Source organism: Phaeobacter sp. CECT 5382, assembly GCF_001457775.1.
Taxonomy (GTDB): Bacteria; Pseudomonadota; Alphaproteobacteria; order Rhodobacterales; family Rhodobacteraceae; genus Pseudophaeobacter.
This window is the reverse complement of sequence record NZ_CYSG01000012.1, coordinates 13,173-38,042: the sequence shown is the minus strand read 5'-3', so window position 1 is coordinate 38,042 and position 24,870 is coordinate 13,173. Positions and strand designations below refer to the sequence as shown.

Below are 24,870 nucleotides of genomic sequence, written 5' to 3'. Positions count from 1 at the left end.
AACGGGGAACGTATAGGAAGACTGGCACAATTATGGATCTCAGTTTCGTCATCTTGATAGAAATGCTTTATGCCGTGGCCACGCTGGTGCTGATCAGCGCCGGGCTAGCGGTGGTTTTTGGCATGATGAAGGTCATCAACCTCGCCCATGGTGAATTCATGATGCTGGGCGGCTATGCCACCATCACAGCGACCAGCCTGGGGGTGAATGTCTTTGTTGCGATGCTGGTGATTGCGCCCCTGATCGTCGGCCTGATCGGGCTGGTGGTCGAACGCCTGGTGATCCGCCATCTTTATGGACGTTTGGTGGATACCATGCTGGCGACCTGGGGGCTGAGCCTGTTTTTCATCGGGGCCGCCACGATGATCTTTGGCAATACAACCACCGGGATTTCCACCCCGATCCCCGGTTTTGCCGTCGGAGCCTATCAGATCAACGGCTACAATTTCTTTATCATTCTGGTCGCCATCGCGTTGGTGCTGGCGCTTTTGGCGGTGCTCAAAGGATCACGCGCCGGGCTTATTGCCCGTGGGGCCATGCAGCGTTCTGATATGGCCGCCGCCTTGGGCTACAGCCCTGACCGCATCTATATGGCGACGTTTTTCTGCGGCTCGGCCCTGTCCGGGCTGGCGGGCGCTGTGCTGGCGCCCTTGGTGGGCCTCGTGCCGACCTCGGGCGGAGCCTATATCGCCAAATCATTCATCACCGTGATCGCGGGCGGGCCTGCCTTGATTGCCGGGCTGATCAGCTCTGCCACCTCCTTTGGGATTGTCAGTCAGATCTTCACCTTTGCGGTATCGCCGGTGATGGGAGAGGTCGCCCTGCTGGTCGCCGCCGTCATCCTGCTGCGCCTGATGCCCCAGGGGATCACCAGCCGTTTCTTCAAGGGAAAGCTCTGATGCACCGCTCTGCGAAACAAGAGACCCTGACGACGCTAACCGTCGCCGCAGGGCTGATCTGGCTGATGCCGATGCTGATTGGCACCTACACGCTGACCGTTCTGGTGATCTACGGGATGCTGGGGTTGAGCCTGGGCCTGATCTGGGGCTTTGGCGGTATCTTATGCTTTGGTCAAGCTGCCTTCTTTGGGCTGGGCGCCTATACCTATGCCATCGCCGCAATCAATATCGGCGAAAGCACCCTGCCGATGCTGCTGGCCGTACTCGTGCCTGCCGGGTTTGCGCTGCTGCTTGGGGCGATGATGTTTTACGGGCGGCTCACGGATGTCTATCTCGGGGTGATCACCCTGGTTGTGACCCTGATCCTGTTCAAATTCATCAACTCCACCGCCGCGCCGCATTACAAGATCGGTTCCGCGCGTCTGGGTGGGTTCAACGGTATCCCGGGCTTTCAGACCCTCAACGTGCCCGGCGACCCTGATGCCTATATCTGGGGGGACGCATATTTCTACCTTTGTGCACTGACACTGGTGCTGGTCTATCTTCTGGTCAGTTGGCTTTTACGCTCCAGCTTTGGCCGCGTCGCACTGGGCATTCGCGAAAACGAGACCCGCATGTCCCTGATGGGCTATGATGTGGCGGCGCGAAAAACCGTTCTTTTTGCCATTGGCGGCGGCATCGCAGGCCTTGCAGGCGCGCTGTTTGCCAACTGGGGCGAGATCGTCACACCGGGTCTGTTTTCGCTGGGCCAATCCGCCGAGATCATCATCTGGTGCATCGTTGGTGGCCTTGGCACCCGTTTTGGGCCGGTGTTGGGGGCTGCAGGTCTGGCCTATATGAAATTCCTTCTGGGCCAGCAAAGCCTGGTGGACAACACGCTGATTACCGGCCTCATTCTGGTGCTGTTTGTGCTGTTCCTGCCCAAGGGCCTGCTGCCTGCCCTGACGCAACTGTGGCGCGCCAGCATTGGCCGCAGCCGTTTTGGCCGCAAACCCCAAAACCGCCGCATGAGGAGATCCAACCATGGCTGAAACCGTGCTTGAAACCCGTGGCCTCACCATGCGCTTTGGCGGTGTGGTGGCCAGCAATAACGTCGATTTTAAACTGCAATCGCGCGAGTTGCGCTGCCTGATTGGCCCCAATGGGGCGGGAAAATCCACATTCTTCAAATGCGTCAGTGGCCTACTCACCCCTAGCGAAGGCCACATTTACATGCGCGGCCAAGAGGTCACCGGCTGGCAGCCGCATCAGATCGCGGCCCTTGGCGTGGGGATCAAAACCCAGACGCCCAATGTGATGGATGCACTCACAGTGTTTGAAAACATCTGGCTCGCCGCCCGCCGGTTCCATGATGTGGCCGAGGCCACGGCGCGCACCGATGCGATGATTGCACGTCTGGCGCTGGGGCCGATTGCGCGCACGGATGTGGGCATGCTGGCCCATGGCGAGCGTCAAAGGGTGGAGCTGGGACTGGTGGCCGTGGGCGATCCCTGGCTGGTGCTGCTGGACGAGCCCGCAGCGGGCATGAGCGCTGAAGACGTCGCCCGCATGAGCGAGATCATCCATGACCTCACCCGCACTGCCGCCGTGGTGATTGTCGAACATGACATGCAGTTTATCCGCGCCATCGCCGAGACTGTGACGGTGTTTCATCAGGGCTCAGTGCTGATGGAAGACCACGTTGATCGCGTCATGGCGGATGCCACCCTGCGCGCTGTCTATCTTGGAAAGAAAGGCTGACCATGGGTGATGATCCTCAAACCCTGCTCACAGTAAATGCGCTCTCGGGGGGCTATGGGCGGGTGCCGATCCTGCATGACATCAGCTTTGATCTGGCCGAAGGCGAAGTTGTTGGCGTACTCGGCCACAATGGTATGGGCAAAACCACGTTGCTCAAGACCTTGATGGGATTTTTACCCGCCAGCACCGGACAGATCCGCTACCACCAAACCGAGATCACAACCCTGTCGGTGTTTGATCGCGCCGGTCTGGGGCTTGGCTATGTGCCACAAGGGCGGGGGATTTTTCCGCAATTGTCAGTCCGCGACAATCTGCGCTTTGCCTGGCAGCCCTATTCCGGCGGCACCGAGGCCGAGGTGATGGAAGCCGTTTTGGCAGATTTTTCCCGCCTGAAACCCCTGTTGGGCCGCGAGGGCGGCGCCCTTTCGGGCGGTGAACAGCAGCTTTTGTCGCTGGCGCGCTGCCTGATGGGCGATCCTGATCTGTTGCTGCTGGATGAGCCTACCGAAGGCATCCAGCCCTCGATCATCGAAGAAATGTCCGAAACGCTCAACGCGCTGCGTGCCAGCCGGGGCCTGTCGATCCTGCTGGTCGAGCAGAATTTCGACTTTATCGCTGATCTGTCAGACCGAGTGCTGGTGCTGGAACGGGGCCGTCTGACAGGTGCGCTCAGCCGCGATGAGCTGCACGATCAGTCAAAGGTCGACCAGTTCCTGGGCTTTGGTGCCGCGCGTGCCACGCGGGGCACTTCTGATCTTACAGCCTCCGGATCTCAACAGCAGCCCAAACCGCAACACCCCTCATTGACCCAGCCCTCACAGAATGAACAACCTCCACAGCCCCAGCCCTCCAGGATGACCGCCATGACAATCAAACGCCCCACCTTGAGCCAGATGCGTCAGATGGCCGACCGTTTTGGCATGAATCTGACGGATGCGGACCTGTCAGAATACGCCGAGCTGATGGAGCCCTACATCCAGTCCTACGACCGGTTGGACGCCATGCCCGACAACCTGCCCGAAGTCCGCTATCCGCGCAGCCCCGGCCATTTCCCCAGCCCGACGGAAAACCCGCTGAACGCCTGGTATGTGAAAACCGAAGTGCGCGGTGCCCCTGATGGACCATTGCGCGGCAAACGCGTCGCGCTGAAAGACACAGTCTGCCTGGCCGGTGTTCCGATGATGAATGGCTCCTCCATCATGGAGGGCTACACGCCCGAGATCGACGCCACCATCGTCACCCGCATGCTGGATGCAGGTGCTGTGATCGCAGGCAAGGCCCACTGCGAGAACTTCTGCCTGTCGGGAGGTTCACACACCAATGCCAAAGGCCCGATTCATAACCCCTGGAAACGTGGCTATATGGCGGGTGGGTCGTCTGGTGGGTCTGCGGCCCTGGTTGCGACTGGCGAGGTGGACATGGCAATCGCCGGCGATCAGGGCGGCTCCATCCGTATTCCCAGCTCCAACTGCGGCGTTTATGGCATGAAACCCACCCACGGGCTGGTGCCTTATACCGGCGTGATGCCGGTGGAGCAGACCATCGACCACGTCGGCCCTGTGTCGCGTACCGTAGCCGACAACGCGTTGCTGCTCGAAGTGCTTTCTGGCGAAGACGGGCTGGATCCACGACAGTACAACCCCCAAACCTACCGCTACACCGAGGCCCTGGGGCGCGGTGCACAGGGATTGCGCATCGGCATCCTGAAAGAAGGATTTGGCCATGAGGTCAGCGAAGCTGATGTAGATGCCAAAGTCATGCAGGCCGGCGAGCGGTTTCGCGACCTTGGCGCGCGGGTCGAAGAGGTCTCGATCCCGGAACATTTCACCGCCATTGACGCCTGGACCGCCATCACACTGGAAGGCATGCAGGACCATATGATGTGGGGCAACTCTGGCGGCAGCAATTACCGCGGTTTGTTCCTGCCCTCGATGACCGATCACATGGCGCAGTGGCGCAATCGCGCAGATGAGCTGAGCGCCTCGCTGAAGGTCAGCATGTTTGTCGGAGAATTCTTCCAAACCCAGTATCGCGGCCGCTTCTACGGCAAGGGCCAGAACATCATGCGACTGGTCAATGAACGCTATCTGGCAGCCCTCAAGCAATATGACCTGCTTTTGATGCCAACTGTGCCGATGAAACCCCAGGAGATCCCGCCTGCCGACTGCTCGATCAGTCTCTATGTGCAGCGGGCCTTTGAAATGGTCGCCAATACCGCCCCCTTCAATGGAGGCCTGCCTGCAATGAATGTGCCCTGCGGTTTTCTGGAGGGGCTGCCCATCGGCATGATGCTTGTGGGGCCGCACTACGGCGAGATGAAGATCTATCAGGCGGCACATGCCTTTGAACAAAGCGGCGACTGGCGTGACATGTAATTGAGGGAGCAGCGAAGATGAGCATTCTGAACGAAAGCCTGGCCGACAGGGTCGCCCTGTTTGGCGGCCCATCAGCAGACGATGCTGAAACCCTGCTGCCGCAAAACGGGATGTCCTATCTCCAAGGCCCCAAAACGCCACCGCTCAGCTATTCAACCATTCCGCAGTTGCTGCGCGATGCCGTGTCCCGTTTTGGCCCGCGCGAGGCTCTGGTATTTGCACAGCAGGAGCGCCGACTCAGCTACTATGATCTGGACCGCGCGGTCGACCAGCTCGCCGCCGGGTTTCTTGCGCTGGGGCTGACCAAGGGCGACCGTCTGGGTATTTGGTCGCCCAACCGGCTGGAATGGGTGCTCACGCAGTTTGCCACCGCCCGGATCGGCATCATTCTGGTCAATATCAATCCCGCCTATCGCCTGGCAGAGCTGGACTACGCCCTGAACAAAAGCGGCTGTGTTGCCCTGATCCTGGCGCCAAGTTTCAAAAGTTCCAACTACCTGCAAATGATACAGGAGCTTGCCCCGGAGCTTGCCAGCTGCAAACCCGGCGCCCTTCACAGTGCTAGACTACCAGCCCTGCGCCACGTGGTGGTTATGCAGGGGGAGGACAGCGATACTCCGGGAGGTGTCTGGCCGGGAGGTGTCTGGAGTTTTGACCAGCTCAGCGCATTGGGCGGCCCGGCACAACAGTTGCGCCTGCCCGAGATCGACCAAAAGCTTTCGCCGGATGATGCCATCAACATCCAGTTCACCTCCGGCACCACTGGCAGCCCCAAAGGCGCCACGCTCAGCCACTACAATATCGTCAATAATGCGCGCTTTGTGACTGGTCGTATCCGGTTGAGCGAAGAGGATCGTCTCGCCCTTCCGGTGCCGCTCTATCATTGTTTTGGCATGGTGATGGGGGTCCTGGGGGCGGTCAGCAAAGGCGCCACCATGGTGTTTCCCGGCGAAGGCTTTGACGCGGCACAGGTGCTTGATTGTCTCGAGAACGAGAAATGCAGCGCGCTCTATGGTGTGCCCACCATGTTTGTCGCCATGTTGCAGGAACTGGACCGCAGCCCGCGCGACCTCACCAGCCTGCGCACCGGCATCATGGCCGGCGCCCCCTGCCCGATTGATGTCATGCGACGGGTGAGCCGCGATATGAACATGAAAGAGGTGACGATCTGCTACGGTATGACCGAAACTGCGCCCGTCTCTTTCCAGAGCTTCACCGAAGACCCGCTGGACCGGCGCTGTGAAACGGTTGGCCGCATCCATCCCCATCTAGAGGTCAAGCTGGTCGATGCCAAAGGCCAGATTGTGTCGGTCGGCCAGCCCGGGGAGCTCTGCACACGGGGTTATTCGGTGATGAAATCTTACTGGCAGGATCCCGATACCACGAGTGCCAGCATTCGTGATGGCTGGATGCATACCGGCGATCTGGCGGTTCTGGATGCAGACGGGTATTGTACCATCACGGGGCGTATCAAAGACATGATTATCCGTGGTGGTGAAAACATCGCCCCCCGCGAGGTCGAAGATTTCCTGTCCAGCCATCCAAAGGTCAGCGCGGTACAGGTTTTTGGCATTTCAGATGCCACTTACGGCGAAGAGGTCTGCGCCTGGGTGGTCGGCCACACCGGTGAGACGCTCACGACAGAAGAGCTGTCGCGGTTTTGCCAGGGACAAATCACCCATTTCAAAATTCCACGCAAGATTCGTATCGTTTTAGAGCTGCCGATGACAATAACCGGAAAGCCTCAAAAATTTTTGATGCGTCAACAGGAGGAAAAACTCCAAAAAGAGGCTCGTCAAACGCCTGAAAACCGGGAGTGATTTCGACCTTCTCGCCCCCTCTTGAAATGCCTGCCAAATGCTTGAGTAGTAAAGAAAAATTCTATAGATAGTTTTGAAAAAACCAATAAATTCAACTAATTGAATGTGGTATCTGAGGTACAGGAAATGCGTTTTTCAGCGCAGAAATCTATTCAAATGCCAATTTCATGACTCAGGTCAATTCCCTTGCCAACGTGCCTGCGTAGGGTCAGCCTTGAACCTGTAACGATTCTGGCGTGTTGATGCCCCAAGTACTGCGACATAAACTTTTACCATGCGACGGATTTTTCCGGCGCCTTGTGGGATGTGTCACAGTCATATTCTTAGCGGTACAGATTCTGCTCCCTGGTGTCGGCAAAGCACAGACTGCCGAAACCTGGATTGAGATCTGCAGCGAATTTGGCGCCATTGAGATCAAGATCACCGAAGATGTAAACAGTGACAGCGCCAGTAGTGACCAGTCCGAGAATTGCCCGGATTGCGATATCTGCCTGATGTGTACTGCGCAGAATGACCAGGCACGCCTGACATCGTTTTCCGCATCTCGCTTGGTCCTGCCAAAAACCCTCGCAGGTCAGATGCGGCCGATACAAGTGGGGTCAAATCCCGCGCAATTCTGGCATGATGGCCGCGGACCTCCGCGTCTGAACATAGATAAAATGGCACGCGCATGCGGCGCGTCCATGGCGACCACTCAATTTAGGGAGGAGGCGCCGTGGACATGATGCGCACCCTTCGCGGCTGGTTCACAGCCCTGCTATTCTCTCTCGCTGCGGCTCTCGCCGCCCCGAGCTCGGCCCAGGCAGATAGCCTCGCCTCCTTCCTCACTGACCTCACACCAGAAGAGCTCTATCCCGGCGCCGATGCCTTTGGCCCGATCCGTGCCGATGTCCCTGTCGCACCGATCCTCAAGGATGGTGAGACCCTCGGCTATGCCTTCCTGACCTCGGATTTTGTTGGCACAACCGGCTATTCCGGCAAGCCAATCCACGTGGTCGCTGGCATTGATACCGACGCAGTGCTGACGGGCGTCAAACTGGTGAAACACTCCGAGCCAATCGTTCTGATCGGTATTCCCAACTCCAAGATGGTGGCGCTGACCGAAAGCTACGCAGGGCTTGACCTTAAAGCCGAGGCCGCAACCGGCGGCGAGGCGCATGATCTCGACATCATCTCGGGCGCCACCGTCACTATCATGATTATTGATGACAGTCTGGTGCGCGGCGGTATCAAGGTCTCTCGCGCTTTGGGTCTGGGTGGATTGTCTCCAAATGTCGCCGATGGCCCCAAGCGCGAAGTCGATATGGCCCAGCGCGAAATTCTAGACTGGCACACCATGGCAGGCGACGGAACAACCCGACGCATGACTTTGGACATCGGCCAGATCAATGCCGCCTTTGAGGAAACCGGCGACGCCCGTGCTATCAAACGCCCTGAACCGGGTGAGCCCGATGACACCTATATTGACATGCATGTGGCGCTGGTCTCTGTGCCCTCCATCGGCCTCAGCCTGCTGGGTGAAGCCGAATACACCAACCTGACCGACTGGCTGGAAGAGGGTGAACAGGCCATTCTGGTGTTGGGTCGCGGCGTCTACAGCTTCAAAGGATCGGGGTATGTGCGTGGCGGTATCTTTGACCGTATTCAGCTGATCCAGGGCGACAATTCGGTCCGTTTCTTTGACAAGCAACAGCGGCGTCTGGGGGAGCTTGCCACGGATGACAGTCCCAGCTTTGCAGAGCTCGATATCTTCAAGATCCCTGCAAATTCTGAATTCGATCCCGCAGAACCCTTCCGCCTGCAGCTGTTGGCGCAGCGCGTTGTAGGTGCCATCGACAAGACCTTTTTGACCTTTGATCTGGGCTATAAGCTGCCGGAACAGTACCTACTACCTGTGGCGGCAGCCCCTGTGATTGTCGACAGTGCAACCGACGAGGCTGCCGCAAAATCGGCACTCTGGCAGCGGATCTGGCGCGACAAACAGGTCGAAATCGCAATCCTGGGCGTCATGCTGTTGGTGCTGACCGCAACCTTCTTCTTTCAGTTCCAAGCGACCATGAATGCCCGCACCTTCTACTGGTTCCGCATCGGCTATCTCAGCTTTACGCTGGTGTTTCTGGGCTGGTACGCCAATGCGCAGCTTTCCGTGGTCAACCTAATGGCGCTGGCAGGCAGCTTGCGCTCTGGGTTCACCTGGGATGCCTTCCTGATGGATCCGCTGGTCTTTATCCAATGGTTCGCCATCGCCGCTGCCCTGCTGTTCTGGGGCCGGGGTGCCTATTGCGGCTGGCTGTGCCCCTTTGGCGCGCTGCAAGAGCTGACAAACAAGCTGGCGCGTGCGCTCAAAGTTCCACAATGGACCCTGCCCTGGGGTCTGCATGAGCGCCTCTGGCCGGTGAAATACATGATCTTCCTTGGTCTGTTTGGGCTTTCCATGGTGTCGATGCCGCTGGCAGAAACCTATGCCGAGGTTGAGCCCTTCAAGACCGCGATCATTCTGAAATTCGTGCGCGACTGGCCCTTTGTGGTCTTCGCCCTGCTTCTGCTGCTCGCTGGTCTGTTTGTCGAACGGTTCTACTGCCGCTACCTCTGCCCGCTGGGTGGTGCGCTGGCGATCCCCGCACGGATCCGCATGTTTGACTGGCTCAAACGCTACAAGGAGTGCGGCAGCCCCTGTCAGACCTGCGCCAATGAATGCCCCGTTCAGGCCATCCACCCCACCGGTGAAATCAACCCGAATGAGTGCGTCAACTGCCTGCACTGTCAGGTTCTCTACCAGTCCGAGACCAAATGCCCGGTGGTGATCAAGCAGATCAAACGCCGCGCCAAGACCGGCACTCCCGGTCCTGACCTCAACATTGGCCGCCCCCCGGCCAATCATCCCAACGCGAACTAGACACCTGTTTCCCAAAGGAGGACATCATGTCTGAAGAAGTGAAAAACAACCTCTCCGTCACCCGACGCGGCCTGTTGGGCGCTACCGCCACCGGCGCAGCGCTTGCCGCCACCGGCGTCGGCACCTCGATGATGAGCGCCAGCCCGGCCAAAGCCTCGGGCAATGAAGCCAGCTTGGCCCCCGGCGAGTTGGACGAATACTACGGCTTCTGGTCCTCCGGTCAGACCGGCGAGCTGCGCATTCTTGGTGTGCCTTCGATGCGCGAATTCATGCGCATCCCGGTGTTCAACCGCTGCTCTGCCACCGGCTGGGGCCAGACCAACGAGTCGATGAAGATCCTCACCGAAGGCCTGCTGCCCGAAACCAAGGAATTCCTTGCCGCCAATGGCAAGCAGACCTACGACAACGGTGATTTGCACCACCCTCACATGTCTTTCACTGATGGCGCCTATGACGGTCGCTTCATCTTTATGAATGACAAGGCCAACACCCGCGTCGCCCGTGTACGCTGTGACGTGATGAAATGCGACAAGATCATCGAGATCCCCAACGCCCATGACATCCACGGCATGCGGCCACAGAAATACCCGCGCACCGGCTATGTTTTTGCCAACGGCGAACACGAAGCACCACTGGTCAACGACGGCAAGATCCTGGATGAACCTTCGGAATATGTGAACATCTTCACCGCCATCGACGGCGACGAGATGGAAGTGGCCTGGCAGGTGATCGTCTCGGGCAACCTCGACAACACCGACTGTGACTATCAGGGCAAATATGCCTTCTCGACCTCCTACAACTCGGAAATGGGCACCAACCTGGCCGAGATGACCGAGAACGAGATGGACCACGTTGTTGTCTTCAACCTGAAAGAAATCGAAAAAGGCATCGAGGCCGGCGATTTCCAGGAGCTGAAAGGCGTCAAGGTTGTGGATGGCCGCAAGGGTGCGGGCAACAAATATACCCGCTACATCCCGATCCCCAACTCGCCGCACGGCGTGAACGCGGCCCCCGACAAGCGTCACATCATGATCAATGGTAAGCTGTCGCCCACCGTTTCGGTGATCGACGTTGAAAAAGTCGATGCCCTGTTCAACGACGACGCCGATCCGCGCTCTGCCATCGTGGCAGAACCCGAGCTGGGTCTTGGCCCACTTCACACGGCATTCGACAACAAGGGCCGCGCCTATACCACTCTGTTCCTCGACAGCCAGGTGGTGAAATGGGACATCGCAAAAGCGATTGAAGCCTATGCCGGTGGCGACGCCGATCCGATCCTTGAAAAGATCGACGTGCACTACCAGCCAGGCCACAACTCCACCTCGATGGGGGAAACCTCCGAGGCGGATGGCAAATGGCTGATTTCGATGAACAAGTTCTCGAAAGATAGGTTCCTCAACGTTGGCCCGCTGAAGCCCGAGAACGAGCAGCTGATCGATATCTCTGGCGACACGATGAAAATCGTCCACGATGGTCCGACCTTTGCCGAACCCCACGACAGCATCATCGTGCACCGCTCCAAAGTGAACCCGGTCAATGTCTGGGATCGTAACGATCCGATGTGGGCCGATGCCCGTGTTCAGGCCGAGGCCGATGGTGTTGATCTGGACGACTATCAAGACACCATCATCCGTGATGGCAACAAGGTCCGCGTCTATATGTCGAGCCAGGCGCCGAACTTCAGCCTCGAGAAGTTCACCGTCAAACAGGGCGATGAGGTCACCGTCTTTGTCACCAACCTGGATGACATCGACGACCTGACCCACGGCTTCTGTATGGCCAACTTTGGTGTCGCTATGGAAGTTGGCCCACAAGCGACTGCTTCGGTGACCTTTGTGGCCGAACGTCCTGGCGTGCACTGGTACTACTGCCAGTGGTTCTGCCACGCGCTGCACATGGAAATGCGCGGCCGGATGTTCGTAGAGCCTCGGGGGGCCTAAGATGCGCTGGCTCCTGCTTACTGCAGCTCTGTTGATCGGTGGCGGCGCAAATGCCGCCGATTGGCAGGTCCCCAATCAGGCGGGGGCCATCGCGGACGCGCTTGCGCGGGCGGCAGACGGGGATAGCCTCCGTCTGGCGCCTGGCACCTATTTTGAAAACCTGACCCTGGATCGTCCGGTCACACTGGATGGTCAGGGCCATGCCATCATCGATGGCAGCAATTCCGGCAGCACCATTACCGTATCCGGCCCCGGTGTGATCGTTCAGGGGCTGACCGTTCGGGGGTCTGGCTCGGATCATCAAACCATCGACAGCGGCATTCAGCTGACAAAAACTGCCAAGGCGCCAGTGATCCGCGACAATATCCTGCTCGGCAATCTCTACGGTGTCGATATCCACGGCGCGCGCGACGCGCTGGTTTCTGGCAATGTCATCGAGGGCAGACAAGACCGCCACATGAACATGCGCGGCAACGGCGTCTATGTCTGGAACGCACCCGGTGCCATTGTTGAAGGCAATGATATCCGCTGGGGGCGCGACGGCGTCTTTGTAAATTCTTCCAAACGCAATATCTTCCGCGACAACCTGTTTCGCGATCTGCGCTTTGCTGTGCACTACATGTATGCCGACAATTCCGAAGTCACCGGCAATGTCTCGATCGGCAACCACCTGGGCTACGCGGTGATGTTCTCTACCCGCGTCAAGGTGATGAACAATGTCTCGTTCAATGACCGCGACCACGGCGTCATGCTGAACTACACCAACAAGGGTGTGATCAGCGGCAACTACGTCAAAGGTGCGAAAAACAAATGCACTTTTCTCTATAACGCGCACAAGAACGACTTCTCCGACAACTGGTTTCAGGGCTGCGGAATCGGCATCCACTTTACCGCCGGCAGCGAAGGCAACCGCATGGTTGGCAATGCCTTTGTCGGCAATCGCCACCAGGTAAAATATGTCGCTTCTAAATGGGTCGAATGGTCCGAAGATGGCCGCGGCAACTACTGGTCCGACAATGCAGGCTTTGATGTCGATGGCGATGGCATTGGCGACACGCCCTATCGTCCCAATGACAGCATGGATCACGTGCTCTGGACCCAGCCTGCCGCCAAAATGTTGATGGGCTCCCCGGCTGTGCAGCTGGTGCGGTGGTCGCAATCGACCTTCCCCGCCCTACTTCCTGGTGGCGTGATTGACAGCAACCCCCTGATGCGACCCGCAAAGCCCGCAGTCGCCACAAAGGTTGAGAATGATGGATAATACAGACGGCAACCCGGTCCTGAAGATCACTGGCCTCGACAAGTTTCGCGGCAAGACACAGGTTCTGCACGGGGTAGATCTCAGCGTGAAGCCCGGTGAACGCTTGGCGCTTTTGGGTCACAACGGTGCCGGCAAATCCACCCTGATCAAAGCGGTTCTGGGTCTGATCCAGACCGAAGGCGGCACAATCAGTATCTGTGGCGCAAACCCCGGCAGCGAATCCGCCCGCACAGACACGGCCTTTTTGCCCGAAGCAGTCAGCTTTCACCCAGCCCTCACCGGGCATGAACAACTGGCAATGTTTGCACGGCTTTCAGGCGAAAAGCCCGACATCAAGAGCCTGCTGCAGCGCGTTGGACTGGCCGATGCCATGCATCGCCGCATCGGAGCCTATTCCAAGGGTATGCGACAGCGCCTGGGTCTCGCACAGGTTTTGCTGGGCCGCCCGAAACTGGCGCTTCTGGATGAGCCGACAAGTGGGCTGGATCCGATTTCGCGCCAGGACCTTTATGCCATCATCGATGAGCTGGCCGGTAATGGCACCGCCGTTTTGATCGCCTCTCACGCGCTAACCGAGGTGGAGGCGCGTACTGATCGTATCGCCATCCTGCGTCATGGCGTGAAGGTGGCCGATGACACTCTGGCCGATCTGTCCAAAAAAGCCGGTCTGCCGGTGAAACTGCGCATCCGTGCTGCCGAGTCTCATGCCGACCAGATCGCACAACAAACCGGCGGGCGGCGCATTAATGGCGCCTCAGTCGAAATCCTTTGCGCCCCACAAGACAAGATGGCCGAGCTCCGCCGCATTGCGGCCCTGGGTGATGTGGTGGTCGATATCGACATGGTGCCGCCGCGACTGGAAGACCTGTATCGCCACTATTCCAATGAGGAGCTGAACTGATGCGTATCCTCGCAATTTTTCGCGGTGAAATGTTGATCCTGCGCCGCAACCTGTGGATCTTTATGGCCACGCTGATCATGCTGGCCTTTGCTCTGGCGCTATCTTTTGCCGGCTCTGCCCCTACCGGGACGCTGGGCGTTGATATGCTCACGGTTTCTGTGGCCTCAATGACGACACTCTCGGTTTATCTTGCGCCTTTGCTGGCGCTGATGATGGGGTTTGACGCGGTGTCCGGCGACCGGGATCGCGGCAGTCTTGCGCTTTTGCTGACCTATCCCGCCGGCCGTGGCGAAATCCTGGCGGGCAAGTTTCTGGCCCATATTGCGGCCCTGACCATTGCCATGGTGATTGGGTTCGGGGCCGCCGGGGTGATCGCTGCCTGGTTTGGCGGAGCGGGGGCAAACAGCCTGCTGGCGCTGGCGCGCCTGGTGACCACCTCCATCATTCTGGGCGCGGTCTTCCTGGTGTTAGGCTACACGCTTTCGGCTCTGGCAGGCAGCACCACCGCCGCCGCCGGGCTGTCGGCCGGGTTGTGGCTGGTCTTTGTTGTTCTCTATGATTTGGCGCTGCTGGGCGCAGTCGTCATGGACAGTGATGGCACCTTTACCCAGAGCATCTTTCCCTGGGTGATGGTGGCCAATCCGGCAGACGCGTTCCGGCTGTGGAATATTGCGGCCTCCGAATCCGTTGCACTCTCCAGCGGCATGGCTGGGGCTGCCGCTGCCCTGCCCGGCTGGGCCGCACCGCTATCACTGCTGGCCTGGCCGGTCCTCGGCTTTCTGCTCGCCCGCGCGGCCTTTCGAAAGGTGGAACCATGAAACGTTTGAACCTCTTGGCAGCTCTGACCTGTTCCGTGCTGGCGCTCACCGCCTGCAAGGAAGAAGAGGCCGCCCTGCCCCCGCTCCCGGTGGAGCTGACGCAGACCGCCCTCAGCTATTTTTGCCAGATGAACATTGCTGAACACGGCGGCCCAAAGGGTCAAATCCATCTGAGCGGCTTTCCGGCGCCGCTGTTTTTTGCCCAGGTGCGCGATCTTGTTGCCTATCTGAAAGGGCCTGAACGCGAGGCCGACATCACCGCGATCTATGTCAGTGACATGGGGGTAGCCCCCAGCTGGGCCGCGCCTGGTACTGACAATTGGATCGCCGCAGACGAGGCCTTCTTTGTCATAGACAGCAACGTCGCAGGCGGCATGGGCGCGCCAGAAATCGTACCTTTTGCCCACGCCTCTGATGCTGAAAAATTTGCAGCCCGCTATGGCGGCCATGTCACATCGCTGGCGGATATTCCCATGGAAACCGCGCTGGGTCCGGTAGATCTGGATCAAAAATTGGAGACCCCCTCATGATCACTCCCGTGAATGCCGCCCTGTCCCGCCGCCGGTTTCTCAGCATTTCGGCTGCCACTGTCGCCGCAGGCCCTGCTCTGGCTACTACGCAACCATCCGCAAAGTGGCAGGGCCGTGCCATGGGGGCACCGGCCCAGATGCAGATCACTGGCATGGATCAAACCCAGGCCGCGCCGACCTTTGCCCGGATCGAGGCCGAGCTGGAGCGCCTTGAACAGATCTTCAGCCTGTTTCATCCGCAGTCGCAGCTGGCCCGGCTGAATAGCACGGGCCAGCTTGCCGCTCCGGCACCGGAACTTCTGGATGTGCTGAGCCTCTCGGCCAGCCTGAATGCAGCCAGCGAAGGAGCCTTTGATCCCACCGTTCAGCCAGTTTGGCAGGCCCTCGCCCTTGGACAGCCCGCAGATGCGACATCCACGGGCTGGCGGCATTTGCGATTTGACAGCACAGAGGTGCGCATGCTGCGCCCCGACATGGCCCTGACCCTGAACGGTATCGCCCAGGGTTTCATCACCGACCGGATCGCCGACCTGCTGCGTGCCGAAGGGCTGCGCGATGTCCTGCTGGATATGGGCGAGGTAGCCGCCTTGGGCCAACGTCCTGATGGTGACGACTGGCAGGTTGGCGTCATTGCCCCGGGTGGGGATTTGCGCCACAGGCTGACACTTTCGGATCGTGCGCTGGCGACCTCGGCGGCGGCGGGAACGCGGGTCGGGGCGGGCTCTGAAACAGGCGTAGGGCAAAGCCATATCCTTGACCCCCGCACCGGACATGGCGCGGACCTGTCCCGCATCGCTTCGGTCAGCGCGCCACGGGCCGCTTTGGCTGATGGCTTGTCAACCGCGCTTTGCTTGGTGCCTTCAGCTGACGCCGCACGTCTGGTCGGCCAGTTCCCGGCGGCTCGGATTGAATATCTGACCTGATCCCTTTTTTGTTGAATACAAAACGGCCCGCGCACCAACCGGTGCGCGGGCCGTTTGATTCAGCATCGGTCAGACAGGCCTCACAACAGGGCGCGGACCTTTTCCAAAGTCGCAACACTCACCGCAACACCTTCGCTCGCCGCCTTTGCGCGGGCCTTGGCACGGCCATCTCCGGGCAGGCGCGCGCCATCCTGATCGCGGATCGATGAGACCAATGAGGTGATACGTTCGGCAAAGCTGCCCGCGGATGTGGCAACGGGATCAATAGCAATGAAAAACTGACCGGTCTTGGGCGGACCACCTACGGGACCGGAAAAGGGGCTGGCTTCGGTCCCCAACGAGGCCCCCGTCATAGCGGCGGCCATCATTTCAACCATCAGCGCGATGCCGACCCCTTTGTAGCCGCCCGAGGGCACCATCGAGCCCTTGAGGCCCGCGTCCGGATCAGTGGTGGGGTTGCCATCAACATCCAGAACCCAACCTTCGGGAACGGCTTTGCCCTCGCGGGAATGTTTCATTACTTCGCTTTTGGCGATGGTACTGGCGGATTGGTCAATCAGCACAAGTGCCTCGCCATTGGCTCCAGGTGCGGCAATGGAGATCGGATTGGTACCCAGCACCGGCTTTGCCCCGCCCGAAGGCGCGATGGAGGCGGGCGCATTGGTGAACCCAAAGCCCAGCAATCCTGCCTGTGCCAGACGCTGGGTATGCACGCCCAAAACGCCGCAATTATAGGAGTTCTTCACTGCCAGAACCGCAACGCCTTGTTCGCGGGCCAGTGGGATCAGCGCCTCGAAGCCGTTGTCGATGGCAGCATGGGCAAAACCGGTTGCGGCATCTACTGCGACCACAGCGGGGCGCGGCTGGCTCAGCACGGGCACAGCTTTTCCGTCCACCTTGCCGCAGTCCACATGGCCTGCGTAGATCGGCACATAGGCCAACCCGTGCGAGGCAACGCCATCGGCCTCGGTCATGGCCGTGGCCACAGCCAGCGGACGGGCGTTTTCAGGCGAGGTTCCTGCCGCAACAAGGGCGTCATAGGCCAGTGTTTCGATGTCAGTCAGGCTCAGGGTTTCAGTGGCACTCATCTGGAGGTTTCCTCTTCTTGCAGTTTTGGAACGCAGGACACGTCAGTCATTGTCGCTAAGGCCGGCGCCAGCCCCCAACAGCCGCGAACTTTCGGTGGCAGGGGCATAGGTGCGATGGGCAAAGCCTGCGAGTTTTTCCCAGGCGTCAGGATCAACATCAGCCCGCATGACCGGCTCGCTCTGACCCGTCATCTCAGCCGGGGCCGCGCAGCTTAGCTGTGGGGCATGAGGCGCCAGAATGGCCGTTCGCGCGCCCTGCACACAGAGACGCTGCCCATCGGTGGTGAGCCTGGCGCCTTCCCAAGAGACCGAGACCGGCACTCCGAGACGCAGCGCCGCACCGCCGGCAAAAGGCACCACCAACAACGGGAAAGAGACATTTTCCATCTCGATCACCTGACCGGCTTCCATGTGGGTTGCGCAGTCGCTCATGGCAGCACCGGCGATCAGCGGGCTCATACGACCTGCGGGGGCCGACCAATGATCGGCAAGGGTCGTCGGCGAGAAATCCACCGCAGGAAGGCGATCATTCAGCACCAGCAGCCCGGCCAGCATTTCCGTGCCCGGGAAGCTGAAAGCAGACAGCCAGCGCGTGCCCTTGGCTGCCTCTTCCGCAAGGCCCCAGGGCAGGCCTGCGCCGCGTGCTGCGCGTTTGCTCATGGCTTCAATTTCGTTCAGCGAATGGGTCATTGCGTCAGCTCTCCTTGGCATCGGGGTAGACCCAGAAATCACCGTCACGCGTCGACAGCTCTTCGGGATAGGGTGCGTTGCCATACATGCAGATCCGAACCCAGCGGTCCGACCGCGGATCAAAATGCATCGCCCCAAAAAAGGCCAGCTTGCAGCGCAACATATCAATCGGCAGCACGTCCTCGGAAATGGTGTTGTCGCGGATTTCGGCATAGGGCGCGCGGTTGGCGATTTGGGCGCGGCGTACCGAATGGCGGTGCTCTGGATGGCGCAGCAGGAATTCCGCCACGGGGGTCTTGTCCGGCCAATGAGCCAAGGCGGCAAACAGCTGTGTCGCATCGCGTCCAGGTGCCAGAGGCTGTTCATATTCCTCGATCGGTTCCTCAAAGCGCTGACCCAGACGGGGTTCCAACTTTTCTTCGGACACATACCAGGCGCGGGCTTTGTTGGCGGGCAGCGACCAGTCGGTTTCCAGCGCCCAGCCGTAGACATCGCACAGCACCTCGCGCAGACGACCCACAGTCATGGCACCGGCGATGCGAAAAGTGGCGGTATTTTCGGCCGACATTTCATCCGCAAGGTCATCCACCAGATCGCCCTAGGGTTCGAGCAGTAGCGAGACCAGCCATTCCTGGCCTTCCAGTGTCAATTCCTCGGCACCCCAACGATACAGGCTGTCCCAGGGCTGTTGGTCTGCCAGCCCGTCGGCCGCGATCTTGGCTGCTATCAGATCAATATCCGTCTGCAGGGCCGCGAGTTTTTCGATCTGAACCGGATGCTGCGAGCACCAGTTGCCCACAGATTGCCTGTTGCGGTCGAAAATATCCTGAAAGACGGCGCGCTCGGTCGCGCTGGCCTGCAAAACGCCACGCACCCGCTGCAGCGCGGTTTCGCGGGCTGCCACCCAATTGCTGAACAAGACCGGATGGTTCAGCAAAAATGGCGCCATCCCGAGGCCCGTAGAATTGCCAATGCCCATACTGCGGGCGATCTCAGCGTCCAAACTCGCCGCGCGGGTCCCGCTCTGGGTGGCGCGCTGGTCGGCCATGTACTGAACCAGATCCCGCACAAAGGCCCGGGTCAGAAACACTGACAGCATCTCAACCTGGAAGGGCGAAGAGAATTCAGAGCGGCCTGCAATCATCTCGCGATCCGCCGCTCCCAGCTTACCGGATCCGTAGACCGCAGTTGTGCGCATCAGATAGCCCACGGCCTTGATCTGATCCGCGTCCGGCTGCTGGCCTGCGGCAAGACAGGACACCACATGTTCCCACAAGCGCACCGAGCGGTTGGCCCGCGAGACAGACAGTTCAGAACCGCTGACACGGCCCGCCTCCTGCAGTGGGATATTCTGCGACAGGCGCGCGATATCATCAGAGGTCGGAATGCCGTCAAACAGCGTAAAGGTGCAGTCCCAGGCCTCAGCGATCACCCGGTCAGAGCGTTTTTCGGGCGGCAGATCATGGGCGAAAGCCACCAGCGAGTAGCTGCGGTCTGGCCCATGGGCGCTATAGACCGCATAACCGACACCCTTGGCATCGATTTCAAATTCGGGGCGGTCGAACCGCCAGTTTTCGCGCTTCATCCGTCGGGTCAGCACCCGCATGAAGGACAGACGCGACTGATGAAAGGACCCCAGACGGGCAAGGCGCATCACTTCTGCCGGATCCCGCAGGTCTGGTTTGGACGGGGTGGTCTGAACTGCACTCATCCTGAGCTCCTTTTGTCAGTTGTGACCGGGCCCCCTAGGGTGCCCGGTCTTTTGGTGGGGTTCAGCCTTCTTTGCCTTTCGCCAGGGTGATGCGCAGGGCATCCCAAAGCGAGGGCAGCAGGATCAGCGAAACAGGTACTGCGGTCACCACGATGAAGCTTTGCAGCTTGGAGACACCACCAGAGCCGACCGAGATCAGGATCACGGCCATGACGCCCATTGCGATACCCCAGAAAACACGAACGGCTGTCGGTGGGTTGTCACCGTCGCTCATAGTAGCCGAAATCACGTAGCTCATCGAATCCCCAGTGGTGGCCACAAAGATGGTGGTCAGGATCAGGAACAGGATGGAGATGATAAAGCCCATAGGCAGGTTGTTGGTGATCGCCAGCAAGGCTGCGGGCAGGTTGAAGCCTTCAAAGGCAGCCGAGATGGTGCCGGGTTCGGCCAGTTCCATGGCAATGCCGGTGCCACCGATGATGGTGAACCAGAAGTTGGTCACGATGGGGGCAATAACCGACAGCATGATGATGATAGAGCGGATCGAACGGCCGCGGGACACGCGGGCAATGAACATCGCCATCAGCGGACCGTACCCCATGAACCAACCCCAGAAGAACACGGTCCACCAGCTCAGCCAACCTGGCTCCCCAAACACGCCTGCATCACCACGGAACAGCGCCATTTGGAAGAAGTTGCCCAGATAGGTGGCGAAACCCGAGAAGAAGGAACTGAAGATAAAGCCGGTTGGGCCAGCAAGCAGCACAAACAGCAGCAGCGCTGCGGCCAGGATCACGTTGATCTTGGAGAGAAGCTGGATGCCCTTGGACAGGCCAGTCATTGCCGAAATCGTATAGATCGCCGCCAGACCAGCAATCACCAGCAACTGAGTGACAAAGACGTCGGGAATGCCAAACAGATCATTGAGACCGTAGCTCATCTGCAACCCGAGGAAACCAATCGGGCCCACAGTGCCGGCAACAACGGCGATGATCGAAGAGGCATCAGCGATCAGGCCGATAGGACCATTGATCGCCTTGTCGCCAAACACGGGGTACAGCAGAGTACGCGGTGCCAGTGGCAAGCCTTTTTCATAATGGTAATGCATCAGCATCACGGTGCTGAGCGAGCCAAGGATGGCCCAGGCCAAGAAACCCCAGTGCATAAAGCTTTGGGCAATCGCCGGGTTCACAGCGGCCTCAGTGCCGCCTTCGGCACCATAGAGCGGCGGCGAATAGAGAAAATGGGCAATCGGCTCACCTGCGGCCCAGAACACACCACCCCCGGCTAGCAGGGTACACATGATCATCGATCCCCACTGGAACACGGTGAATTCAGGAGCGGCCAGCCCCCCCATGATGGCGCGGCCACCGGGCAGAACACACAGCACTAGGCCAATCAGGAAAGTGGCCAGCAGCAGCACCTGCCAGTAGAGGCCAAAATAGGTGGCTGCAAAATTGAAACCCCAGTCCACCAGGGCTGAAAGCCCATCCAGATTGACGAGTGCAGCAATGCAGAACAGGGCAATAAAGCCGCCTGAGATCAAAAAGACCGGTTTGTTGACCGAGCCCTCCTGCCCCTTGGTATCATTCGTTGTATCAGACATAGTTTTCCCCTCCCCGGGAAACGGGTCGCGCGTTCCCGTCACTCACGTTTGCAGCTGGAAGTCAGTGCTATCCGTTTGCTGCGTCAAAATTTTCTTGGAAGAACCGGTACCAGTTGCCACCCATGATCCCGGCGACATCTGCATCGCTCAGACCGGTAGCTCTGAGTCCGGTCTCAATGTTGCCAAAGTCACGGTTGTCATGGAACCAAGTTGGCATCGGCGGGAAACCGGGGGCAGCAGCAGAGCCTTCGCCGTAGTCGATTTCCTTGCTCCAGCGGCCCACCCGCATCCATTCAACAATGCTGTCAGGTTGGTCCTGACACAGATCGGTTCCGATCCCGAGGTGCGCGGCGCCGTATTTTTCAGCCGCCCGCGCGATCATCTCGCAAAAGCTTTCCAACGTGCAGTCGGATTTGCCCTTCAGATGATGCGGATAGACCGAAAACCCCAGCATCCCACCATTCTGCGTAACGGCCCGGATAACATCATCCTTTTTGTTGCGCAGGGCCGGCGACCACTCATGTGGATTGGCATGGGTGATGGCGATGGGGCGCTCTGAAATCTCGGCTGCCTCAATGGTGGAGCGATCACCGGAATGGCTCATATCCACTACCAGACCAACCCGGTTCATCTCTTTGATGACCTGACGACCCATGCGGGTGATGCCGCCGTCTTCGGCCTCGTAACAGCCGGTCGCCAGCAGCGACTGGTTGTTATAGGTCAGCTGCATGAACCGTGCGCCCAATGTGTGCAGGATTTCAACCAGCCCGATGTCGTCTTCCATCGGGCTGGGGTTTTGAAAACCAAAGAACACGGCGGTGCGCCCAGTTTCGCGGGCCTTATCGATGTCAGAGGCCCATTGCCCCTTCATGATCAGATCCGGGTATTGTTCGAACCAGCGATTCCACTGTTCAAAGTTCAGAACCGTTTCACGAAAGTTCTCGTGATAGGCGATGGTGACGTGGATCGCATCCACGCCCCCCGCCCGCAGCTGGCGGAAGATCTTTTCCGACCAGTTGGCATATTGCAGCCCGTCAATTCTGAAATTTGGCTGCATCAAACCGGCTTTCCGGCGCTGATATAGGCGGTTTTGACCGTGGTGTAGAATTCAGCCGCGTTCTTGCCCTGCTCGCGCGGGCCATAGGAGCTGTCGCCACGGCCGCCAAAGGGCACGTGATAATCGGTGCCAGCGGTCGGCAGGTTGACGGTGACAACACCGGTGCGCGCGTTGCGGCGGAAATGGGTGGCGCGGGCCAGGCTTTGGGTGACAATGCCCGAAGTCAGACCAAAGTTGGTGTCATTGACCACGCTCAGCGCTTCCTCGTAGCTGCCAACCTTGATCACCGAGGTGAGCGGCGCAAACATCTCTTCGCGGTTGATGCGCATATCGTTGGTCGTGTTCAGGAACACACCAGGCGACATGTAGAAACCCTCGGTCGGCATCTCCAGGCGCTGTCCTCCGCAGGCCAGCTCAGCCCCTTCAGATTTGCCAAGATCCACATAGGCCAGGTTCTCGCTGAGCTGCTGCTCGCTCACGACGGGGCCCATCTGCACGCCTGCTTTCAACGCGTGCCCAACCTTCATCGCCTGGGTGCCTGCCACCAGTTTTTCCACAAAGGCGTCATGTACGGAGGCATGCACAACAAGACGGGAGCTGGCGGTACATTTCTGACCGGTGCCACCAAAGGCGCCGCCCAGGGCCAGGGTCACAGCCAGATCAAGATCGGCATCATTCATCACGGCCAGCGCATTTTTCGATCCCATCTCCATCTGCACCTTGGTCAGGTTCTGGATAGCGGCGGATGCAATACCTTTGCCAACAGGAACCGATCCGGTGAAGGAGATCGCGTCGATCTTGGGGCTTTCCACCAAACGCTGACCGACGCTGCGGCCGGCACCCATCACAAGGCTGAACAGCCCCTTGGGGATGTCCTGACGTTCGATAATTTCCGCCAGCGCCACAGCAGAGGCAGGCGTCACATTGGCGGGTTTCCAGACCACAGCGTTGCCATAGCACAGGGCCGGCGCGATCTTCCAAGACGCAGTCGCTGTGGGAAAGTTCCAAGGGCTGATGATAGCAACAGTGCCGATAGGTTCACGGCGTACATCGATTTCGACGCCGTCACGGACGGAATCCGCATTTTCCCCCAGCTGACGCAGACATTCAGCAGCATAGTAGGTGAAAAACTGACCGGCGCGGTAAACTTCGCCTTTGCCTTCGGCCAGCGGTTTGCCCTCTTCGCGCGACAGCAATGTACCCAGCTCTTCGGCGCGGGTCATCATCTCGTTGCCAATAGCGTTCAAGACGGCCTGCTTGCGCTCCAGCCCATAGGCGGCCCATTCAGCCTGGGCGACGCGGGCCTGATCCAGGGTTGCTTCCAGCTGATCCGAAGACGCCTGCGCAAAGATCCCGACCAGATCCGACAGATCAGACGGGTTGCGGTTCTCGATCTCGCTTTCGCCAGCCAGCCATTCGCCGGCAATCAGGTTTTTTTGAAGTTCGCTCATGAGAAGGGTCCCCGTATCAGTCAGCGTATCAGTCAGCATGCAATTGCGTTCGATGCTTATGGACTCTGGAAACGGATTCATTCAAACTAAAATAAGTTAAGTTAATTTCAGGAAAATTGAAGTGTCGATCAAAATCGAAATGCTCCGCTGCTTTGCCACTGTGGCGCGTCGCGGCAAGCTCAGCGAAGCGGCTGATCAGTTGGGGCGCACACCCTCGGCCGTTTCGATGATGCTCAAGCAGCTGGAAAACCACCTGGGCGAACCGCTGTTTGAGACCGACCGCAAGAACAAGCTGAGCGCGCTGGGAGAGTTTGTGTTAGAACAAGCTGAGCATGAGCTGCGCCAGTTTGACAGCACAGTTCAGGCAATCGAAGGCTTTGCCTCGGCCCGGCAAGGGCACGTGCGCATCGCTGCGGTTCCTTCGGTGGCCGGCAGCATCCTGCCACAGGCAATTCTGAGCTACACCAAAGACTTCCCCGACGTGAAGATCGAACTGCGGGACATGGATTCCGCTTCAGTTCTGCGCGAACTGGCGCGCGAACGAGTCGACATCGGACTGGCGACTGTGGGACAATATGGTGCTAATCTCTATCGTCAGAACCTGATCTCGGATGCTTTTGGTCTGGTCTGCCCCAAGGCCCATCCGCTGGCCTTGGCGCAGGCCCGATCAGGGGTACCGCTGAGCTGGCAAGACATCACGCCACACCGGTTCATTGCCAATGAGCTTTCAGCACAGATCTCAGCCCCTCAGTCACAGGAGCTACACGAAGCTTCGCTGCTGAAAATTCACAACATGACCTCGATCCTGGCCATGGTCCGCGCTGGTCTTGGCGTGACATTGCTTCCGGAAATGACGGCTGATCTGGCCGAATCATCCGGGTTGGCCTTTTGCCCTCTGGCCGATATCACCGCGCGGCGGCAAATTCACCTGCTGCGCAAATCCGACACGCCTGCCTCACCGGCAGCGCGTGAACTTGAGCGCAAAATCATTCCCACCGTCGCAGATCTGACCCCGCCGATCCCCGCTCCCATTTCGCATCAAATGCAGGTGCTTTAGATGTCCCGGTCGAAATCCAGCCCCTCCCCGTCCCTCTCTCCCTGCAGCTCAGGGCCCTCTACGATCCCACAGTCGGCCACCCAACCGATCACCCTTGGTTTCCTGAT

The 24,870-nt window shown here is 59.2% G+C and carries 18 protein-coding genes and 1 pseudogene; 13 read left to right on the top strand and 6 right to left on the bottom strand.

Annotated elements, in window-relative coordinates; translation table 11 throughout:
• Positions 1–32: 32 nt before the first annotated feature.
• From PH5382_RS13365 to PH5382_RS13305, 12 genes are all read left to right on the top strand, one after another.
• Positions 33–899 carry an ABC transporter permease subunit gene (locus PH5382_RS13365; protein WP_058334896.1) on the top strand — a complete coding sequence of 289 codons (867 nt, stop codon included), beginning with the start codon at positions 33–35 and terminating at the stop codon, positions 897–899.
• Positions 899–1,930, top strand: a complete 1,032-nt coding sequence (locus PH5382_RS13360; protein WP_058334895.1) for a branched-chain amino acid ABC transporter permease — start codon at positions 899–901, stop codon at positions 1,928–1,930. The genes PH5382_RS13365 and PH5382_RS13360 overlap by 1 nt, the downstream gene beginning before the upstream one ends.
• Positions 1,923–2,639, top strand: a complete 717-nt coding sequence (locus tag PH5382_RS13355) for an ABC transporter ATP-binding protein (protein ID WP_058334894.1) — start codon at positions 1,923–1,925, stop codon at positions 2,637–2,639. The genes PH5382_RS13360 and PH5382_RS13355 overlap by 8 nt, the downstream gene beginning before the upstream one ends.
• A gap of 2 nt (positions 2,640–2,641) precedes the next feature.
• Positions 2,642–5,014, top strand: a complete 2,373-nt coding sequence (locus PH5382_RS19485; RefSeq protein ID WP_082645668.1) for an amidase — start codon at positions 2,642–2,644, stop codon at positions 5,012–5,014.
• A gap of 17 nt (positions 5,015–5,031) precedes the next feature.
• On the top strand, positions 5,032–6,834 hold the full coding sequence (locus PH5382_RS13345; protein ID WP_058334893.1) for an AMP-binding protein: 1,803 nt from the start codon (positions 5,032–5,034) through the stop codon (positions 6,832–6,834).
• 721 nt (positions 6,835–7,555) lie between these two features.
• The gene (locus PH5382_RS13335) at positions 7,556–9,730 is read left to right on the top strand and encodes a NosR/NirI family protein (protein ID WP_156414913.1); all 2,175 of its coding nucleotides are present in this window, start codon (positions 7,556–7,558) and stop codon (positions 9,728–9,730) included.
• Positions 9,731–9,756: 26 nt separating this feature from the next.
• A complete protein-coding gene (gene nosZ / locus PH5382_RS13330; RefSeq protein ID WP_058334891.1) occupies positions 9,757–11,670 on the top strand; it encodes a TAT-dependent nitrous-oxide reductase in 1,914 nt (637 codons plus the stop codon).
• A 1-nt stretch (position 11,671) separates the two neighbouring features.
• The gene (locus PH5382_RS13325) at positions 11,672–12,931 is read left to right on the top strand and encodes a nitrous oxide reductase family maturation protein NosD (RefSeq protein WP_058334890.1); all 1,260 of its coding nucleotides are present in this window, start codon (positions 11,672–11,674) and stop codon (positions 12,929–12,931) included.
• Entirely contained in the window at positions 12,924–13,832 is a 909-nt protein-coding gene (locus PH5382_RS13320) for an ABC transporter ATP-binding protein (protein WP_058334889.1), read from the top strand. The genes PH5382_RS13325 and PH5382_RS13320 overlap by 8 nt, the downstream gene beginning before the upstream one ends.
• Positions 13,829–14,650: an ABC transporter permease gene (locus tag PH5382_RS13315; RefSeq protein WP_082645667.1), complete on the top strand. Its 822-nt coding sequence runs from the start codon at positions 13,829–13,831 to the stop codon at positions 14,648–14,650. Before PH5382_RS13320 ends, PH5382_RS13315 begins: the two co-directional genes overlap by 4 nt.
• Positions 14,647–15,180, top strand: a complete 534-nt coding sequence (locus tag PH5382_RS13310; protein ID WP_058334887.1) for a nitrous oxide reductase accessory protein NosL — start codon at positions 14,647–14,649, stop codon at positions 15,178–15,180. The genes PH5382_RS13315 and PH5382_RS13310 overlap by 4 nt, the downstream gene beginning before the upstream one ends.
• Positions 15,177–16,103, top strand: a complete 927-nt coding sequence (locus PH5382_RS13305) for an FAD:protein FMN transferase (protein ID WP_058334886.1) — start codon at positions 15,177–15,179, stop codon at positions 16,101–16,103. Before PH5382_RS13310 ends, PH5382_RS13305 begins: the two co-directional genes overlap by 4 nt.
• Before the next feature lie 80 nt (positions 16,104–16,183).
• Here PH5382_RS13305 and PH5382_RS13300 read toward each other — a convergent pair whose 3' ends face one another.
• From PH5382_RS13300 to PH5382_RS13275, 6 genes and pseudogenes are all read right to left on the bottom strand, one after another.
• Positions 16,184–17,191 (bottom strand): Ldh family oxidoreductase, encoded by a 1,008-nt coding sequence (locus PH5382_RS13300; protein ID WP_058334885.1) that lies wholly within the window; start codon positions 17,189–17,191, stop codon positions 16,184–16,186.
• A gap of 42 nt (positions 17,192–17,233) precedes the next feature.
• On the bottom strand, positions 17,234–17,881 hold the full coding sequence (locus tag PH5382_RS13295; RefSeq protein WP_058334884.1) for a DUF3726 domain-containing protein: 648 nt from the start codon (positions 17,879–17,881) through the stop codon (positions 17,234–17,236).
• Between the two features lie 4 nt (positions 17,882–17,885).
• Positions 17,886–19,592, bottom strand: a pseudogene (locus PH5382_RS13290) (hypothetical protein).
• 61 nt (positions 19,593–19,653) lie between these two features.
• The gene (locus tag PH5382_RS13285; RefSeq protein WP_058334883.1) at positions 19,654–21,198 is read right to left on the bottom strand and encodes a BCCT family transporter; all 1,545 of its coding nucleotides are present in this window, start codon (positions 21,196–21,198) and stop codon (positions 19,654–19,656) included.
• Positions 21,199–21,265: 67 nt separating this feature from the next.
• The gene (locus tag PH5382_RS13280) at positions 21,266–22,255 is read right to left on the bottom strand and encodes a membrane dipeptidase (RefSeq protein WP_058334882.1); all 990 of its coding nucleotides are present in this window, start codon (positions 22,253–22,255) and stop codon (positions 21,266–21,268) included.
• Positions 22,255–23,706: an aldehyde dehydrogenase family protein gene (locus PH5382_RS13275; protein ID WP_058334970.1), complete on the bottom strand. Its 1,452-nt coding sequence runs from the start codon at positions 23,704–23,706 to the stop codon at positions 22,255–22,257. Before PH5382_RS13275 ends, PH5382_RS13280 begins: the two co-directional genes overlap by 1 nt.
• Positions 23,707–23,827: 121 nt before the next feature.
• Here PH5382_RS13275 and PH5382_RS13270 point away from each other — a divergent pair, with 121 nt between their 5' ends.
• Positions 23,828–24,763 (top strand): LysR family transcriptional regulator, encoded by a 936-nt coding sequence (locus PH5382_RS13270; RefSeq protein ID WP_058334881.1) that lies wholly within the window; start codon positions 23,828–23,830, stop codon positions 24,761–24,763.
• Positions 24,764–24,870 lie beyond the last annotated feature (107 nt).

Bases quoted from the DNA above. Each gene is read 5' to 3' on its own strand.
- PH5382_RS13365 (WP_058334896.1), top strand. From the start codon at position 33: ATGGATCTCAGTTTCGTCATCTTGATAGAAATGCTTTATGCCGTGGCC.
- PH5382_RS13360 (WP_058334895.1), top strand. From the start codon at position 899: ATGCACCGCTCTGCGAAACAAGAGACCCTGACGACGCTAACCGTCGCC.
- PH5382_RS13355 (WP_058334894.1), top strand. From the start codon at position 1,923: ATGGCTGAAACCGTGCTTGAAACCCGTGGCCTCACCATGCGCTTTGGC.
- PH5382_RS19485 (WP_082645668.1), top strand. From the start codon at position 2,642: ATGGGTGATGATCCTCAAACCCTGCTCACAGTAAATGCGCTCTCGGGG.
- PH5382_RS13345 (WP_058334893.1), top strand. From the start codon at position 5,032: ATGAGCATTCTGAACGAAAGCCTGGCCGACAGGGTCGCCCTGTTTGGC.
- PH5382_RS13335 (WP_156414913.1), top strand. From the start codon at position 7,556: ATGATGCGCACCCTTCGCGGCTGGTTCACAGCCCTGCTATTCTCTCTC.
- nosZ (WP_058334891.1), top strand. From the start codon at position 9,757: ATGTCTGAAGAAGTGAAAAACAACCTCTCCGTCACCCGACGCGGCCTG.
- PH5382_RS13325 (WP_058334890.1), top strand. From the start codon at position 11,672: ATGCGCTGGCTCCTGCTTACTGCAGCTCTGTTGATCGGTGGCGGCGCA.
- PH5382_RS13320 (WP_058334889.1), top strand. From the start codon at position 12,924: ATGGATAATACAGACGGCAACCCGGTCCTGAAGATCACTGGCCTCGAC.
- PH5382_RS13310 (WP_058334887.1), top strand. From the start codon at position 14,647: ATGAAACGTTTGAACCTCTTGGCAGCTCTGACCTGTTCCGTGCTGGCG.
- PH5382_RS13305 (WP_058334886.1), top strand. From the start codon at position 15,177: ATGATCACTCCCGTGAATGCCGCCCTGTCCCGCCGCCGGTTTCTCAGC.
- PH5382_RS13300 (WP_058334885.1), bottom strand. From the start codon at position 17,191: ATGAGTGCCACTGAAACCCTGAGCCTGACTGACATCGAAACACTGGCC.
- PH5382_RS13295 (WP_058334884.1), bottom strand. From the start codon at position 17,881: ATGACCCATTCGCTGAACGAAATTGAAGCCATGAGCAAACGCGCAGCA.
- PH5382_RS13285 (WP_058334883.1), bottom strand. From the start codon at position 21,198: ATGTCTGATACAACGAATGATACCAAGGGGCAGGAGGGCTCGGTCAAC.
- PH5382_RS13280 (WP_058334882.1), bottom strand. From the start codon at position 22,255: ATGCAGCCAAATTTCAGAATTGACGGGCTGCAATATGCCAACTGGTCG.
- PH5382_RS13275 (WP_058334970.1), bottom strand. From the start codon at position 23,706: ATGAGCGAACTTCAAAAAAACCTGATTGCCGGCGAATGGCTGGCTGGC.